Origin of the sequence: Photobacterium lucens, assembly GCF_009873615.1 — a bacterium.
Lineage (GTDB): Bacteria > Pseudomonadota > Gammaproteobacteria > Enterobacterales > Vibrionaceae > Photobacterium > Photobacterium lucens.
The window spans coordinates 1-14,924 of sequence record NZ_SSMG01000013.1; the positions used below are offsets into that span (position 1 = coordinate 1).

Annotated in this window: 16 protein-coding genes and 5 tRNA genes; 13 read left to right on the forward strand and 8 right to left on the reverse strand. The window is 41.0% G+C overall.

Features of this window, described 5'->3' with window-relative positions; translation table 11 throughout:
• Window positions 1-176 precede the first annotated feature (176 nt).
• The gene (locus E5A76_RS01875) at window positions 177-380 is read left to right on the forward strand and encodes a hypothetical protein (RefSeq protein WP_107166098.1); all 204 of its coding nucleotides are present in this window, start codon (window positions 177-179) and stop codon (window positions 378-380) included.
• 81 nt (window positions 381-461) lie between these two features.
• Here E5A76_RS01875 and E5A76_RS01880 read toward each other — a convergent pair whose 3' ends face one another.
• The 3 genes from E5A76_RS01880 to E5A76_RS01890 form a co-directional block, all read right to left on the reverse strand.
• A complete protein-coding gene (locus tag E5A76_RS01880; protein WP_107166097.1) occupies window positions 462-842 on the reverse strand; it encodes a hypothetical protein in 381 nt (126 codons plus the stop codon).
• A gap of 26 nt (window positions 843-868) precedes the next feature.
• Window positions 869-1,135 carry a hypothetical protein gene (locus E5A76_RS01885; RefSeq protein WP_107166096.1) on the reverse strand — a complete coding sequence of 89 codons (267 nt, stop codon included), beginning with the start codon at window positions 1,133-1,135 and terminating at the stop codon, window positions 869-871.
• A gap of 194 nt (window positions 1,136-1,329) precedes the next feature.
• Window positions 1,330-1,881, reverse strand: a complete 552-nt coding sequence (locus E5A76_RS01890; protein ID WP_161117939.1) for a hypothetical protein — start codon at window positions 1,879-1,881, stop codon at window positions 1,330-1,332.
• Between the two features lie 463 nt (window positions 1,882-2,344).
• On the opposite strand from E5A76_RS01890, the gene E5A76_RS01895 reads away from it, so the two are divergent.
• The 7 genes from E5A76_RS01895 (at window position 2,345) to E5A76_RS01925 (ending at window position 7,790) form a co-directional block, all read left to right on the forward strand.
• Window positions 2,345-3,439, forward strand: a complete 1,095-nt coding sequence (locus tag E5A76_RS01895; protein WP_161117940.1) for a TRAP transporter substrate-binding protein — start codon at window positions 2,345-2,347, stop codon at window positions 3,437-3,439.
• Between the two features lie 92 nt (window positions 3,440-3,531).
• Window positions 3,532-4,065, forward strand: a complete 534-nt coding sequence (locus tag E5A76_RS01900; protein WP_161117941.1) for a TRAP transporter small permease subunit — start codon at window positions 3,532-3,534, stop codon at window positions 4,063-4,065.
• A 12-nt stretch (window positions 4,066-4,077) separates the two neighbouring features.
• Entirely contained in the window at window positions 4,078-5,364 is a 1,287-nt protein-coding gene (locus tag E5A76_RS01905) for a TRAP transporter large permease (protein WP_161117942.1), read from the forward strand.
• Window positions 5,365-5,461: 97 nt separating this feature from the next.
• Window positions 5,462-6,829: a cache domain-containing protein gene (locus E5A76_RS01910; protein WP_161117943.1), complete on the forward strand. Its 1,368-nt coding sequence runs from the start codon at window positions 5,462-5,464 to the stop codon at window positions 6,827-6,829.
• Window positions 6,810-7,454, forward strand: a complete 645-nt coding sequence (locus tag E5A76_RS01915) for a response regulator transcription factor (RefSeq protein WP_144447138.1) — start codon at window positions 6,810-6,812, stop codon at window positions 7,452-7,454. Before E5A76_RS01910 ends, E5A76_RS01915 begins: the two co-directional genes overlap by 20 nt.
• Before the next feature lie 128 nt (window positions 7,455-7,582).
• Window positions 7,583-7,673: transfer RNA gene (locus tag E5A76_RS01920), tRNA-Ser, on the forward strand.
• 40 nt (window positions 7,674-7,713) lie between these two features.
• A tRNA-Asp gene (locus E5A76_RS01925) sits at window positions 7,714-7,790 on the forward strand.
• A 535-nt stretch (window positions 7,791-8,325) separates the two neighbouring features.
• Here the strand turns inward: E5A76_RS01925 and E5A76_RS01930 are convergent.
• From E5A76_RS01930 to E5A76_RS01940, 3 genes are all read right to left on the reverse strand, one after another.
• Window positions 8,326-8,949 carry a glutathione S-transferase family protein gene (locus E5A76_RS01930; protein WP_161117944.1) on the reverse strand — a complete coding sequence of 208 codons (624 nt, stop codon included), beginning with the start codon at window positions 8,947-8,949 and terminating at the stop codon, window positions 8,326-8,328.
• A 22-nt stretch (window positions 8,950-8,971) separates the two neighbouring features.
• Window positions 8,972-9,991 carry an NADP-dependent oxidoreductase gene (locus E5A76_RS01935; protein ID WP_161117945.1) on the reverse strand — a complete coding sequence of 340 codons (1,020 nt, stop codon included), beginning with the start codon at window positions 9,989-9,991 and terminating at the stop codon, window positions 8,972-8,974.
• Between the two features lie 99 nt (window positions 9,992-10,090).
• A complete protein-coding gene (locus tag E5A76_RS01940) occupies window positions 10,091-10,678 on the reverse strand; it encodes a TetR/AcrR family transcriptional regulator (RefSeq protein WP_161117946.1) in 588 nt (195 codons plus the stop codon).
• A 233-nt stretch (window positions 10,679-10,911) separates the two neighbouring features.
• On the opposite strand from E5A76_RS01940, the gene E5A76_RS01945 reads away from it, so the two are divergent.
• The 3 genes from E5A76_RS01945 (at window position 10,912) to E5A76_RS01955 (ending at window position 12,157) form a co-directional block, all read left to right on the forward strand.
• A complete protein-coding gene (locus E5A76_RS01945) occupies window positions 10,912-11,229 on the forward strand; it encodes a hypothetical protein (protein ID WP_237458743.1) in 318 nt (105 codons plus the stop codon).
• Between the two features lie 36 nt (window positions 11,230-11,265).
• Window positions 11,266-11,925: an HD domain-containing protein gene (locus E5A76_RS01950; protein WP_161117947.1), complete on the forward strand. Its 660-nt coding sequence runs from the start codon at window positions 11,266-11,268 to the stop codon at window positions 11,923-11,925.
• Window positions 11,926-12,066: 141 nt separating this feature from the next.
• Window positions 12,067-12,157: transfer RNA gene (locus tag E5A76_RS01955), tRNA-Ser, on the forward strand.
• Window positions 12,158-12,304: 147 nt separating this feature from the next.
• On the opposite strand, the gene E5A76_RS01960 is transcribed toward E5A76_RS01955, so the two are convergent.
• Window positions 12,305-12,817 (reverse strand): hypothetical protein, encoded by a 513-nt coding sequence (locus E5A76_RS01960; protein WP_161117948.1) that lies wholly within the window; start codon window positions 12,815-12,817, stop codon window positions 12,305-12,307.
• 258 nt (window positions 12,818-13,075) lie between these two features.
• On the opposite strand from E5A76_RS01960, the gene E5A76_RS01965 reads away from it, so the two are divergent.
• Together E5A76_RS01965 and E5A76_RS01970 are read left to right on the forward strand one after the other, a co-directional pair.
• A tRNA-Ser gene (locus E5A76_RS01965) sits at window positions 13,076-13,166 on the forward strand.
• Between the two features lie 40 nt (window positions 13,167-13,206).
• Window positions 13,207-13,283: transfer RNA gene (locus tag E5A76_RS01970), tRNA-Asp, on the forward strand.
• Between the two features lie 682 nt (window positions 13,284-13,965).
• Here the strand turns inward: E5A76_RS01970 and E5A76_RS01975 are convergent.
• Window positions 13,966-14,892, reverse strand: coding sequence for a sensor domain-containing diguanylate cyclase (locus tag E5A76_RS01975; RefSeq protein ID WP_161117949.1), 927 nt, complete (start codon window positions 14,890-14,892; stop codon window positions 13,966-13,968).
• Window positions 14,893-14,924 lie beyond the last annotated feature (32 nt).

Below are 14,924 nucleotides of genomic sequence, written 5' to 3' on the forward strand. Positions count from 1 at the left end.
ATAAATGTAATGATTAAAAAGGTTATTGAACATTGTTGTTTAATAATTTATTTAGAAAATACTTTCAACTACCTTCGCTGCTCTTCATCAAAAATTCATTTGCAATTAACACGGCAAGATATTTATATCGTTATTGTCAGTGTCTTTATATTACGTTATTTATACAGAGGTAATTTATGATTATTAATTTTAATGTTAACGATGTGTCTTGGAATGCACCGATCCATCAATTAAATGGCGATGTGCTGCGTCGACATGTATTAATTAATGGCAAGGTGGATAGCTTGGATTTGAATTTCACTTATTGTGAAGCAACAGAGAAAGGCATCATCACTGATAGCAAGAATCAACAAATTGGGCATTTTTCAATTATTGATTAAGGTTGAGCTATGTTTCGTTTTATTCTTCGCTTAAAAAATAAAGAGGCAGGCATGGGCGCTGCCTCTTAATATTTTTAGGTGTTAGTAAGTCACGATGATGACTTGATTATCTTTACTTACGTAGGTTTCTTTTACTTTTCCGCCATTACCCACCACAATCACATCCTGTCCTTTTTCGTTTTGTAGTGTGCCTAATTCATTGACGAAAATACTAAAAGCTACTGCTGACGCCAGAGGGTGTTTCCAACGATACCATTGCGCATTAGCACGATAAAACGCTGGTTTGCCCCAATATCGCTTGTCCCAACGACGATCCATACGATTATCAACACGACGCTCAACACGGTTATCTTGGCGATGATCTTGACGTATTTCTTGGCGTCGGTCATTGAAACTATCAGCGTGAGTATTACCAGAAAAAGTGAAAAGCAATCCAACTAAAGCTAAGTATTTTTTATTCATTTCGTCACCAACACGTTGAATGTGAATTAATAGGTATTAACAGTACCGTTTAAGTAGCTTGTTTTATTATTTTGGCTATCAATATAAGCACTATTAACTAAGCGTCCCTCGTTATTACAAATGATCGGTAGTACATCTTTTTTAAAGCTTTCTAAAGAGATGTATTGGGAATGAATAGCGGCTGTTTCTATCTCCACGTACTCCTGAAATTCAGGTGGAAATACCACAGTTACTTCAAAGCGACCGCCGTTAAAGTCACTACATGTGATCACTCTTTTCATCCACGAAGTCATATATGTCTCTTTAAGGTATGATGTACTGTATAATTTAAAGAATACCATCCTATATAATTTTGTAAACCCTAAATTTTAAAATCATGAGATTGGTGAATATATCGAGGCAGGAGGGGTAAGGTGTGTATCAATAAAAAAACGGCAGAATAAAAATTATTCTGCCGTTGATTAAATATTTAAAAATGCTTTATTTATTAGTGGTTCTCAGCCAGTTGTTGCGCTTCTGTCTGGTGGCGCGTTGAGTACAATTTGTAACTCATGATTGCAATAACTAATGCTTTAATGATCATCATTTGTGGATTACCAAAGTAACCCGCCATGCCAACAAAGCCTGATAGCAACATTAACATGCGGTAGTTTTTCAATGATGTCATGTAAAGCGCTGCCACAATAATGATTAAGTCACCATACTGGAGCGCCACAGTAAGGGTTGGCTCGGCAATAAACGCACTGATCGCAATGTAAGTGATGTATAAAATCGCTGTTGCCATGATAGCGGCAAGGGTGTTAACAACAACTTTGCCTGTTTTAGTAAAGTCTTTTACATAACGGTAAGCGTTAATTGCATTCACTGATAGGTTCAAAATCACTTTTGGCCACCATCCCATCAGAATAGACCAAACAGTATCATTTGTTGCTGATGCAAAAGCTGCATAACGGGTGAATTTCATGCTGTTGAAAATCGTAAGTAGGATATATAAGACAACGGATGTCCAACCTAATACTTCTTTTAATAGATCAACCAATGTGAATATCTCTCAATGATGCCATTGAAATTCAAGGCAATATAATAGTGTTTGGTTCTAATGTTTAACGATATAGCAACATTATTAACTTACGCGATAGGTAAGCGCGCGCAATCCTACCATAGTTGTCATTTCCATGACATTGGTAAGGCTTTATATTTTCTTTTAATTCGAGTGTTTTTTAGTGGGTAAAATAAATCCACGTCACAAAAAGAAATATTGGATTGTTATATCAATAAGTTAGTTAAATAAGTATTTATGCGTAGTAAGTGCGAGACAATAACATCGCTATTTAATAAGAGAAATTTAACTATCTACGTAGTTATACGTATAAAAAGTTAGTTAAAAATTTAACGATTTTTAACATCACTCCGTAGTCATGCTCATTTTTTCTTTTGGGTGGTTAGGTCACAGTTACTTTGAATCTAATCTATCCCCAATCATTGAAAGCAAGGATGAGTGAATGAACATTATTCATAGTGCTGTAAAGCGAGTGGTGAAGAAAAGCCTGATTGTTGCGTTAGGGTGCGCAGCAATGCTTTCTACTTCAGCGTATGCCGCAGAGAAAGTATACCGTTTAAAATTGGCCGAAACATGGGGGCCTAACTTCCCGATTTTTGGTGATGCGACGAAGAACATGGCAGCAATGGCAGAGAAAATGTCGAATGGTCGTTTACAGATCCGTATTGATTCTGCGAATAAGCACAAAGCACCATTGGGTATTTTCGATATGGTGAAATCGGGTCAGTACGATATGGGGCACTCAGGCTCGTACTACTGGAAAGGTAAAGTGCCGAATACGCTTTACTTTACGTCAATGCCATTTGGTATGACGCCAGCAGAGCAGTATGCATGGTTCTATCACGGTGGCGGCATGGAGCTCATGGAGCAAGTGTACGCACCACATAATTTGCTTTCATTCCCAGGTGGTAATTCCGATATTCAAATGGGTGGTTGGTTTCAAAAAGAAATTAATACTGTTGATGATTTGAAAGGGTTGAAAATGCGTATTCCGGGTTTCGCTGGTGAGATCTTAGCGGAAGTGGGCGCAAAGCCAACCAATATTGCGCCGGGTGAGCTTTATACATCATTAGAGCGTAACACCATTGATGCTCTTGAGTGGGTAGGGCCATCGCTCGATTTACGCATGGGTTTCCACAAAATTGCCCCTTATTACTACACAGGTTGGCATGAGCCGGGTTCTGAGCTGCAATTTCTTGTCAACAAGCGTACTTTTGAACGTTTGCCTGAAGACTTACAAGAGATCTTACGCGTAGCGATGCGTACGGCTGCTTATGATATGTATACCCAAGCAACACACGCGAGTGGTAAAAACTGGTCAACCATTCAAGAAACGTACCCTGATATCAAAGTCAAAGACTTCCCACCTGCGGTATTAAAAGCGCTACGTGACGCCAATGATAGACTGCTTGCCCAACATGCAGAAAAAGATGAGCAAGCCAAAGCGATCCAACAATCTCAAGCGGATTACTTAAAACAAGTACGTTCTTGGACCAACATTTCACACCGTGCTTATCTCAATAGCCAAGCACAATAAATCTGTCTTAACACACTGAGTCATTTCCCTGCCTTTTACGTATATCGGGTCGCCATTATATGTACTGAGGCAGGGCTTCCATGGAGTAAGGAATGAAAAGTCTCATTACACTGGAGCGATTGTTCAATCGCATTGGTGATGCCCTTGGCTGGTTAGCCAGTATTTTATTTTTACTATTATTGCTCAATGTCGTGTATGACGTTGTTATGCGATACGTTTTTAACGATGTTTCTATCGCCTTTCAAGAAATGGAATGGCATTTGTTTTCTGCCGTTTTTTTATTAGGTGTGCCTTATGCCATTCGTGCTTCAGGACATGTACGAGTAGACGTGTTCTTTGAGCGCCTTTCCCGCAAGACCCAAGCCATTATTGATATTCTTGGTACTGTGTTTTTGTTATTGCCTTTCTGCTTACTTGTTGCTTGCTATGGTATTGATTTTGCAAAAGAAAGTTATGAGTTAGGCGAAACATCAGGCGATCCCGGTGGGCTGGCTTATCGCTGGATTATCAAAGCCATGATCCCATTATCTTTCGGTTTAATGGCTGTGAGTGGACTTGGACTTATTGTTCATTCTCTTAATACCTTGGTTAATCCCCAAGCCTCTCTATCTAAACAAGATCAGTAAAGGAATACGTCAATGATCGGAATAGTGATGTTTTTTGTCGCCTTGTTTGCGCTCTTGTTAGGCTTTCCTGTCGCCTTTACCTTTGGTGGTATTGCCTTAATTTTTGGCGTGTGGGCTGAAGGGTTTGATATGTTTGCGTTTATGCCGTACCGCATTCAGTCAATTATGGAAAATACGGTATTAATGGCAGTACCGCTATTCGTGTTTATGGGGTTAGTGTTACAAAAAACACGTCTTGCCGAACAGTTATTAGAATCTATGGGACGTTTATTTGGTGGCGTTCGTGGTGGTATTGCCATTTCAACTGTCTTAGTTGGAGCATTGCTTGCCGCATCCACAGGTGTCGTTGGGGCATCAGTGGTAGCGATGGGGTTAATATCTCTGCCTGTCATGTTGAAATACAACTACGATAAAGGGCTTGCCTGCGGCACCATTTGTGCGTCTGGTACATTAGGGCAAATCATCCCACCGTCAATTGTGTTGATCCTATTGGGCGATGTTTTAGGTGTGCCGGTTGGAGACTTGTTCCAAGCCGCATTATGGCCGGGCTTTGTGTTAGTCGGAGCTTACATTCTTTATATTTTAATCTACGCCAAGCTTAATCCAGAAGCGGCACAACCGATTGAACGTGATGCCAGTGTGAGTCGTTCAAAAGAAGTGTTCGATGCATTGAAAGCGGTAGTACCCCCATTGGCACTCATCGTTGTGGTGTTAGGTTCTATTTTCGCAGGTATTGCAACACCAACGGAATCAGCAGCATTAGGCGGTTTTGGCGCGATCGTGCTTGCTGTGATGTACCGTGCCTTTAGCTGGAACATGATCTACCAAGCGGCGAAAGAAACCGTCAAAGTAACAGCGATGGTGTTCGCTATTTTGCTCGGGGCAACTGCATTCTCGATGGCATTTACCTATACCGGAGGTGATTATCTGGTTGAAGAATGGATGATGGCATTACCGGGCGAGAAATGGGGCTTTTTGATCATCACCATGTTAGTGATTTTGATCTTAGGTTTCTTTATCGATTTTGTTGAGATCTGTTTCATTATCGTGCCTATTCTCGCCCCTGTTGCGGAAATGATGGGTATCAACATGACGTGGTTTGCGATTTTAATTGCTATGAACCTGCAAACCTCTTTTTTAACCCCACCATTTGGTTTTAGTTTGTTTTACCTTAAAGGGGTTGCGCCTGCTGGCGTCACGACGCGAGATATTTACCGTGGTGTAATGCCATTTATCGCCATTCAAATAGCAGTACTTGCTTCCATATTGGTATTCCCCGGATTCTATGGCATGGGTTAATACTGATAATGTGATCTATAAAAGTAAAACTTGATAACAAATTGTTAATATAAGCTGGTGGTAAAACATCAGCTTTTTTGTTGTTTGAGAGGTGACAATGCCATTAAAAGCAAAGTTAATATTACTGACATTGCTGCCTTTATTAATCGTTACTGCCAGTATTAGTTGGATCTCTATTTATCAAGCGAAAACCCTAGGGCAAAAAGAAGTTACCGTATTTCGTGACAGCTTGATTAACGCAAAAGAAGCAGCATTAAAAGACAGTGTCGATCTTGCACTGGATGCTATTGCCCATATTTATCATGATCCAAATTTAGATATTTCAGATGCTCAGCAGCGTGTTAAAAAAATCCTCACTAACTTGCGTTATGGCACTGATGGCTACTTCTTTGTTTATGATAAAAACGGGGTCAATCTCGTCCATCCGATCATGCCTGAACTTATCGGCCAGAACCTGATTAACATTCAAGATCAGCAAGGGGATTATTTAATCGCTTCACTGTTATCACAAGCACAAAGTGGAGGCGGTTATCACCAGTATTTGTGGCAAAAACCATCGACAGGCGCCACCGTTAATAAGCTCAGTTATTCCGAGTGGTTAGATAAATGGGAATGGATGATTGGAACGGGGCTATATATTGAAGATGTCAGTGAAGACGTTGATATGATGCAGCAAGCGATTAACCATAATATCGACACCATTTTCTTCTCTATTGTGGTGATATTAACGGTGACCGTTGCGGTGATCATCGTTATTACCTTAGCAATTAACTTACATGAACATCGCTTGGCTGACAGGAACTTAAAAGAGCTAGCCCATAAAACTGTGATGTTTCAAGAAGCAGAGAAAAAGCATTTAGCCCGTGAACTTCATGACGGGATCAATCAGTTATTGGTTTCCAGTAAATGTCATTTAGAACTGCTCAGTATTCAATCAATTGACAGTAAGTTTGTCGATTACCTAAATAAATCAATGTATTCCCTTACCTTAGCGATTAATGAAGTACGACATATTTCCCATAAGCTAAGACCAAGTGCATTGGATGACATAGGTTTAGAGGCGGCATTAACGACATTATTGCAAGATTATCAATCTCACTCAGGCACCCAGGTGGATACCTTGTTTGATACTCAAGCAGGACGCTTAGATTCAGATGTCGCAACTACTTTGTATCGTGTGGTGCAGGAATCGCTCAATAACATAGTCAAACATGCAGAAGCCACCAAAGTGGAAGTGCATTTAAAACAAATGGGTAACTTATTACAGTTGATCATTCGTGATAATGGTAAAGGCTTCGATAGCCAGAATAAGAATCAACAAAAAGGAATTGGTTTGCGCAATATGCGTGAGCGAGTGGAGTTTATTGGCGGTGAGTTTGAACTTAGTAGTGAGCAGGGATTTGGTACCGAGCTTACCGTATTATTAAATTTGGATGGCTTAGTCTATGACGGAACAAACGATTAAGGTTGTCATTGTCGATGATCACCAAGTAGTGATTGATGGCTTTATGGCACGATTACAATTAGAGCCTGATATTGATGTGATAGGTACAGCGAGTAATGGTATCGAAGCATTAGAGGTGATCAGCCAGCTTGATCCCGATGTGATATTAATGGATATCAGTATGCCGATCATGAATGGTATTGATGCCACCGCACAGATAAAAAAGCAGTACCCTGATGCGAAAGTGTTAATGCTGACCATGCATGATAATCGTGAGTACATCATGAAGGTGATGCAGGTAGGAGCGATGGGCTATATGTTGAAAGAAATTTCGGCAGAGAAAATGGTGCAAGCGATCAAAACGGTCAATCAAGGAGCCACCTATTTTTGTGAAACCACAAGCCAGACTATTTTTACTCAAGCTGCTGCTCCCATTGCCGCTCCTGAAGTGAATCCATTAAGCCGACGTGAAGAAGGGATTTTAAAACACGTAGCGCAAGGACTTAGCAGTAAACAAATAGCTAAAGCATTAGATATTAGTTATCGCACCGTTGAAACCCATCGTCAAAATATCAAACATAAATTAGATCTACACTCGACGGCAGAGCTAGCAAAATACGCCTTAGAAAAAGGATTAGTTGATTAACAGTATGCTTTGATGATGAAAAAATAGATGAAATATAAGAATTGGAACATCAAATAAGCGTTTGATTAAAAAAGAGAATAAAACTATTTACAGCCAAACAAACTATGCGTATTATTCGCCGCACTTACGGAGAGATGGCTGAGTGGTTGAAAGCACCGGTCTTGAAAACCGGCATACGTTAATAGCGTATCTAGGGTTCAAATCCCTATCTCTCCGCCATATTCTAGAGATTCGATGTAATCGGGTTTCATAAAGAATTGGAGCGGTAGTTCAGTTGGTTAGAATACCGGCCTGTCACGCCGGGGGTCGCGGGTTCGAGTCCCGTCCGCTCCGCCAATACAACGAAGCCTCAGCAGAAATGCTGGGGCTTTTTTGTATCTAAAATTCAAGCTGNGTTCAGTTGGTTAGAATACCGGCCTGTCACGCCGGGGGTCGCGGGTTCGAGTCCCGTCCGCTCCGCCAATACAACGAAGCCTCAGCAGAAATGCTGGGGCTTTTTTGTATCTAAAATTCAAGCTGTTGTTGGCATGGTATTAATGCACCTGACACGGGGTCGAGAACCCCGCTGGGGTGCCAGCCCAGCCGTTCCGCCAACACAACGAAGCCTCGTCAGCAATGACGGGGCTTTTTTGTATTTGGAATTTAAGCTGTTGTTGGCGTTGTATTGGAGCCCCTGACACGGGGTCGAGAGCCCCGCTGGTGTGCCAGCCCAGCCGTTCCGCCAATACAACGAAGCCTCAGCAGAAATGCTGGGGCTTTTTTGTATCTGAAATTTAATCGCTATTCACACTGTAAATTAATGATTTTAGATAACTCGTTTCAGTAATAAAAAGCCAAACAAAGTTATTTTGTTTGGCTTAATGAGTGACGATCACTCGCCGTTATACTTTTGTTCAAGCGCTTGTGCAGCTAGATAGCTCTGATGCGTGCTTAACTGTTCAAAATAGCGTTTGATATTCGGATAATCACTTAAGATGCCATAGGTGTTAAGGATTTCAACAATGAACGACATCATGAAATCAGCACCCGTTAATCTCTCTTCAACAAGGTAAGTTTTACCAGCTAAGCGTTGATCAAAGTATTGCATGACTTTCTGCGTTTCCATGTCGGCATAATCGCCAAGGAAATTCATTTTCGCACCATCTTTCGTGACAAACATCTTCAAAAGTAGCGGTAAAATCGCGGAACTTTCTGCAAAGTGAAGCCATTGGATATAATCAATATAAGCAGGCGTGCCACGTTCAGGTTTAAACTTACCATTACCATAAGTATCGATAAGATACTCAGTGATCGTACCAGATTCGGTAATGATCATACCGTTATCTTCTAGTACAGGTGATTTACCTAACGGGTGAACACTTTTTAACTCTGGTGGTGCAAGAAAGGTGACCTTATCACGGCAATAAGGCTGGATCTTGTATTCGACCCCGAGCTCTTCCAATAACCAGATTATACGTTTTGAGCGAGATTGATTAAGATGGTGCAAAGTAATCATAGTAATTCCCTTTTTGTTACAGTTAGCTGACTTTAACCACTAATTTGCCGAAGTTCTTACCTTCGAGTAAGCCGATGAAAGCTTGTGGTGCATTTTCTAATCCTTCAACGCAATCTTCACGGTAATGGATTTTTCCTTCTGCCAACCATTGCGACATATCTTGTGCAAATTCGTCGTAACGGTGAGCATAATCATCAAAAATAATGAAACCTTGCATCTTGATACGCTTAACAAGTAGCTGTCCCATTAGCATATTCATGCGATCAGGACCTTCTGGCAGTGACGTCGCATTGTATTGAGAGATCAAACCACACAGAGGAATACGAGCACCGGTATTTAATAGCGGCAGAACCGCATCAAAGACTTTGCCCCCCACATTTTCATAGTAAACATCGATACCGTTTGAACAGGCTTGGCTAAGTTGTTCTGCAAAATCAGCAGCGTGGTGGTCGATACATTCATCGAAACCTAAAACAGATTTAGCGTAATCACATTTTTCTTTGCCGCCAGCGATACCTACAACGCGGCAATCTTTGATCTTACCAATCTGTCCAACCATAGAGCCCACAGCGCCAGTAGCTGCAGCGACAACAATGGTATCTCCTGCTTTTGGCTGACCAATGTCGAGTAAGCCCATATAAGCTGTAAAGCCAGGCATCCCCATCACACCTAATGCATAGGATGGGTGGGTTGGATTCATGCCTAGTTTGATCAGTCCTTCACCATTTGACGTTGCATAATCTTGCCAGCCAGTAAATGCTAATACCCACTCACCAACGCTATAATCAGGATGATTTGATTGTTCTACTTGGCATACCGTACCGCCAATCATCACATCACCGATTGCTACAGGCTCGGCATAAGATTTTTTATCGCTCATACGCCCACGCATGTAAGGATCAAGCGATAGATATTTGGTTTTAAGTAAGATCTCACCTTGAGCTGGTGTCGGGATCTCAGTTTGATTAAGTGTGAAATCCGTTGGTTTTGGTGCTCCAACTGGACGAGAAGCTAATAATACTTGGCGATTGATAGTTGTCATGATGACTCCTTAAATACAATTAGACCAGTCGTCTAGTTGCTGGTTATAAAAAATCCCGCCATTAGCCTAGTCCAAAACAGTCATGGCGGGTTGTGTTCTTTATTTTGCTGTTAATAGCATTTTTGTTGTAGCTAATGCTTGCTCTAAGCCAGATAAATCTTGGCTGAGCTTGCTAAGTAAACTTGCCCCTAACCATAAATGGTAAAGGGTCTGTGCCATGGTTTGGCTGTCGCACTCAGTAATAGAGCCGTCTTTGAACCCTGCATCAATGGTATCTGCAATCAGCGATACAACATTATTAGCACCTTGCTTTAATGCTTCACGCATTGGCTCTGATAGATCAGATACTTCAGCACTTAGCTTTACTACTAAGCATTTATTAGCATTGCAAACACCATTTTCCACTTTGATCCAGAGGTTGAAATAATGGTTAAGGCGTTCGAACCCTGTTTCTTGTTCATTATGTAAAACATGAGCTACACGTTGTAAATAATACTGAAAATAGTATTGGATCAACGCTTCACCAAATTGCTCTTTTGATTTGAAATAATGGTAAAAAGAGCCTTTTGGCACATCAGCAGCATTCAGTAACTGCGATAAACCGACACTAGTGAAGCCTTTGGCAACGACTAACTGGTAACCAACATCAAGAATATGCTGCTTTGTATCATTTGTTTTTTCGTTCATAGCGTCACTATAGAGTAAATTAGACCAGTCGTCTAGTGGTCATAAAAGATGGATGCATTGTAAGAAAATTTAGTAATGCTGGATAGCGAAACTACTATCAAGGTCTGAGTCAGCGAATAAACTGATTGAATGGCTTTCTGAAAGGGAAAAATCGTGTAACTATAGCCACAATCTAGCAGGAATGGGCTACTGACGTTAATTTCTGCACTTTTTATTCGCAATAAAGGTTATGCATGATGGATTTCCAACAATATTACGAAATCATTATTGAAGAGTTGGTTGATAATTTTGATTTAGATGACGGTGAGTACTATGGCGATGTTGTACTTACTGATGAGCTGTACCAAACAAGTTGTGAAATCGCGAAAAAGTTTGATGTGGATTTTAATGGTGAGCAATCAGCACTGGCTGTGCTTGAAGCATCGAAACAAGAGGCAGCAGAGCCAAATACATGTTCAGTATCAGCGGCGGCGGTAGGTTGTGTGGTTGATTACTTAGAAGATAACTTTGTTGTTGAGTTTGAAGACGAAGATTTCGACGACGAAGAATAGAACGTAATTGCTTACTATCAGCAAAGCCGACACGTAATGTCGGCTTTCTTTTATCTCACGTATAGGGAATGTGAATCCGTGTTAGAGTCAACCTTACTGGCATTTGTTGAGCAGCAAGCTAGCTCAGATGCCGCTCATGATAAAGCACATATCTTACGGGTAGTTAAAATTGCTAAGCAGTTATGCCAACAAGAACAGGCTCAGTTAGATGTGGTGATGGCAGCTGCTTATTTACACGATTGTGTATCGGTAGCGAAAAACGATCCTCGTCGTAAGCAAGCCTCCTTACTGGCGGCAGATAAAGCCATTGCGTTTTTATCTGAGAAACAATTGCTACAGATGCAGCATGATGCGATCCATCATGCCATTGTTGCTCATAGTTTTAGCGCCAACATCGAGCCATTAACTTTAGAAGCAAAGATAGTTCAAGATGCTGATAGGCTAGATGCATTAGGAGCGATTGGTATAACCCGATGTATTCAAGTTGGTACAGCGTTAGGTCGTCCACTGTATAGTATTGATGATCCGTTTTGTGAAACACGTGAACCAGATGATACAACGTATACTATCGATCACTTTTACGTAAAATTGCTGCGATTAGCCGATACTATGCAGACAACATCAGCAAAAGATGAAGCATTAAAGCGAATTGAATTCATGAAAAGCTACCTTCAACAATTATCGTCAGAAGTTTAAGTTGAGTAACTGTTAAGCGATAAATTGACGTTTTTCACATCATTATGCCGTGTTTTACCTGTTTTTGTTGTTTAATTAACCATTTAAAACAAGTGGGTATTTACATTGTGCCATGATGACCGTATTATTCGCTGCACTTACGGAGAGATGGCTGAGTGGTTGAAAGCACCGGTCTTGAAAACCGGCATACGTTAATAGCGTATCTAGGGTTCAAATCCCTATCTCTCCGCCATATTTAGAAAAGCCGCTGACGAAAGTTAGCGGCTTTTTCGTTTCTAGCTCAATAGAAATCACATCTGTTAATTCGATAATTTTTATTTCTGATCTTATTCCACTTGATTGTTAACGCTATTACGCAGAGCTAATACGTCTGCGGTTTCTAATCGAGATCTTGTTGATTAATAAAGTTAGCTTGCGCCATGGCAATAATGGAAGCGGTTAAACGTAATGCTGCGTTGATAGCATCGTCGGACTCATCGAGTGAACGTAATAACTCAACATGACCATGTAAACAGCTGTAACCTTGATTGACCATACAAGCTGCTATGCAGGCATAGTAATAGGCTGTTTCATCTACGACATCAAGATCATGAAGCGGCGTAAGCTCTAATGCATTAGATTGCTTTATGTTAGATAGATGCAATGTATTAATGGCCATGTAGTAATTGTTTGTCATAGCCATACGCATAACGGCATGTTTTATATCTTGTAACTGTAGTGGATTAATTTCACCTACTTGTTGTTTGATATGCTGCAGAACCGCTTCATTTTTACATGCGAAAGCAGCAGCATAGGCGATATATTGCACGCGATTAATAGCAAGCAGCGACTGTCGTGAGATTAAAGAATATAGTAATTCTGAATGATCAAATTGTGTGTCGGTAGTAGGCATGATGATGCTTCCTTTCTGATTCAAAAATATATCAGTCAAATTCAGTGGCTGTATCTTTTTATGCTATTCCATTCACTGTCTTGTACAACTAACAGTAATGCATGCTAACTGTGTAGAAATGATCGACAGATTTATTCGAAAATCGTGATAAAAACGAGGCCAGAATAAAATTCTACAGAAAGCGTTTATTTATTAGGCAGTTGAATGAGTTGTGCATTTACAAGCTGAAAATAAGGCAGTATTATCCGTCGCACTTACGGAGAGATGGCTGAGTGGTTGAAAGCACCGGTCTTGAAAACCGGCATACGTTAATAGCGTATCTAGGGTTCAAATCCCTATCTCTCCGCCATATTCTAGAGATTCGATGAAATCGAGTTTCATAAAGAATTGGAGCGGTAGTTCAGTTGGTTAGAATACCGGCCTGTCACGCCGGGGGTCGCGGGTTCGAGTCCCGTCCGCTCCGCCAATACAACGAAGCCTCAGCAGAAATGCTGGGGCTTTTTTGTATCTAAAATTCAAGCTGGTTGTTGGCATGGTATTAATGCACCCGACACGGGGTCGAGAGCCCCGCTGGTGTGCCAGCCCAGCCGTTCCGCCAATACAACGAAGTCTCAGCAGAAATGTTGGGGCTTTTTTGTATTTAAAATTCAAGCTGTTGTTGGCATGGTATTGATGTACCTGACACGTGGTCGAGAGCCCCGCTGGTGTGCCAGCCCAGCCGTTCCGCCAATACAACGAAGCCTCAGCAGAAATGCTGGGGCTTTTTTGTATCTAAAATTCAAGCTGTTGTTGGCATGGTATTAATGCACCTGACACGGGGGTCGAGAGCCCCGCTGGTGTGCCAATACAACGAAGCTTCAGCAGAAATGCTGGGGCTTTTTTGTATCTAAAATTCAAGCTGTTGTTGGCATGGTATTAATGCACCTGACACGGGGTCGAGAGCCCCGCTGGTGTGCCAGCCCAGCCGTTCCGCCAATCAACGAAGCCTCAGCAGAAATGCTGGGGCTTTTTTGTATCTAAAATTCAAGCTGTTGTTGGCATGGCATTGATGTACCCGACACGGGGTCGAGAGCCCCGCTGGTGTGCCAGCCCAGCCGCTCCGCCAATACAACGAAGCCTCAACGTATTATGTTGAGGCCTGTGCATGTTTAGATTTCAACGCTGAGTTTGAGCTTTTGTAATTCGTGCACAAAAGAAAAATGGAGTTGGTTTTGTTTTGCGTAATACATCGCTTCATCTGTTTTACTGATCAAAGCGGGGAGTAGGTGTTGATCTAATGGGTAAAGCCCTAAACCGATACTAACACCCACATCAACATGATGGCTAAGTAAAGCAATGTAAATAGGCTGTGTGAGAGTTTGATAAATACGATTGGCAGTATTTTCTAATTCTCTAACAGGATCAAAGGAATGGGTAAGATCAAAGATAATTAGGAATTCATCTCCGCCGACACGAAAGACATAGTCATTTGATGGAAATAATCGGGTTAAACGTTGCGCGATTTTTTTCAGCAGAATATCACCGACATCATGCCCGTACTGATCGTTAATCGGTTTAAAACGATCAAGATCTAAAAATGCAATCCCTAATGATTTGGCTTTAAAAAGCTGAGCATAATTATTTTTAATTTTATCTAGATAACGTTGATTTAATAAGCCTGTAAGCGGCTCACGGTTTAGTTTGTTTTCTAGATCGTTAATGGTGTCTTGTATGCTAGAAAAGTCGTGAATAATAGCGATAGCACAAGGCTTTTCTGCATACTCTAAATAAGAAATGGAAATACGTAGTTGGATCGGTAAGCCATTTTTCTTATAACAAGAGATCAATGCTCGTTCGCTCATGACTTTGGGCGATGATTGATTTTGAATGAAGTGCTCGACTTTATGTCTGTGTGTTTCAATGTCTGGGTGCTTGATTAAATCTTGCAGTTGCATGGTCTGAAATTCATTTTTAGAGTATCCAAGCAAGGCACAACAAGCATGATTTGAAAACATAATATGACTGTTTTCATCAACAATAAGCGCAGCATCACCAAGAAAATCTAAAAACTTATTTATAGAGGATTGGTTATCCATTTATACAACCCGTTAACAAGAAACAATAGGGT

What these genes read in the sequence shown, in the direction of transcription:
- E5A76_RS01975 (WP_161117949.1), bottom strand. Translation starts at nt 14,892, where the DNA reads ATGGATAACCAATCCTCTATAAATAAGTTTTTAGATTTTCTTGGTGAT.
- E5A76_RS01940 (WP_161117946.1), bottom strand. Translation starts at nt 10,678, where the DNA reads ATGAACGAAAAAACAAATGATACAAAGCAGCATATTCTTGATGTTGGT.
- E5A76_RS01915 (WP_144447138.1), top strand. Translation starts at nt 6,810, where the DNA reads ATGACGGAACAAACGATTAAGGTTGTCATTGTCGATGATCACCAAGTA.
- E5A76_RS01885 (WP_107166096.1), bottom strand. Translation starts at nt 1,135, where the DNA reads ATGACTTCGTGGATGAAAAGAGTGATCACATGTAGTGACTTTAACGGC.
- E5A76_RS01945 (WP_237458743.1), top strand. Translation starts at nt 10,912, where the DNA reads ATGATGGATTTCCAACAATATTACGAAATCATTATTGAAGAGTTGGTT.
- E5A76_RS01875 (WP_107166098.1), top strand. Translation starts at nt 177, where the DNA reads ATGATTATTAATTTTAATGTTAACGATGTGTCTTGGAATGCACCGATC.
- E5A76_RS01950 (WP_161117947.1), top strand. Translation starts at nt 11,266, where the DNA reads ATGTCGGCTTTCTTTTATCTCACGTATAGGGAATGTGAATCCGTGTTA.
- E5A76_RS01880 (WP_107166097.1), bottom strand. Translation starts at nt 842, where the DNA reads ATGAATAAAAAATACTTAGCTTTAGTTGGATTGCTTTTCACTTTTTCT.
- E5A76_RS01910 (WP_161117943.1), top strand. Translation starts at nt 5,462, where the DNA reads ATGCCATTAAAAGCAAAGTTAATATTACTGACATTGCTGCCTTTATTA.
- E5A76_RS01895 (WP_161117940.1), top strand. Translation starts at nt 2,345, where the DNA reads ATGAACATTATTCATAGTGCTGTAAAGCGAGTGGTGAAGAAAAGCCTG.
- E5A76_RS01905 (WP_161117942.1), top strand. Translation starts at nt 4,078, where the DNA reads ATGATCGGAATAGTGATGTTTTTTGTCGCCTTGTTTGCGCTCTTGTTA.
- E5A76_RS01900 (WP_161117941.1), top strand. Translation starts at nt 3,532, where the DNA reads ATGAAAAGTCTCATTACACTGGAGCGATTGTTCAATCGCATTGGTGAT.
- E5A76_RS01960 (WP_161117948.1), bottom strand. Translation starts at nt 12,817, where the DNA reads ATGCCTACTACCGACACACAATTTGATCATTCAGAATTACTATATTCT.
- E5A76_RS01930 (WP_161117944.1), bottom strand. Translation starts at nt 8,949, where the DNA reads ATGATTACTTTGCACCATCTTAATCAATCTCGCTCAAAACGTATAATC.
- E5A76_RS01935 (WP_161117945.1), bottom strand. Translation starts at nt 9,991, where the DNA reads ATGACAACTATCAATCGCCAAGTATTATTAGCTTCTCGTCCAGTTGGA.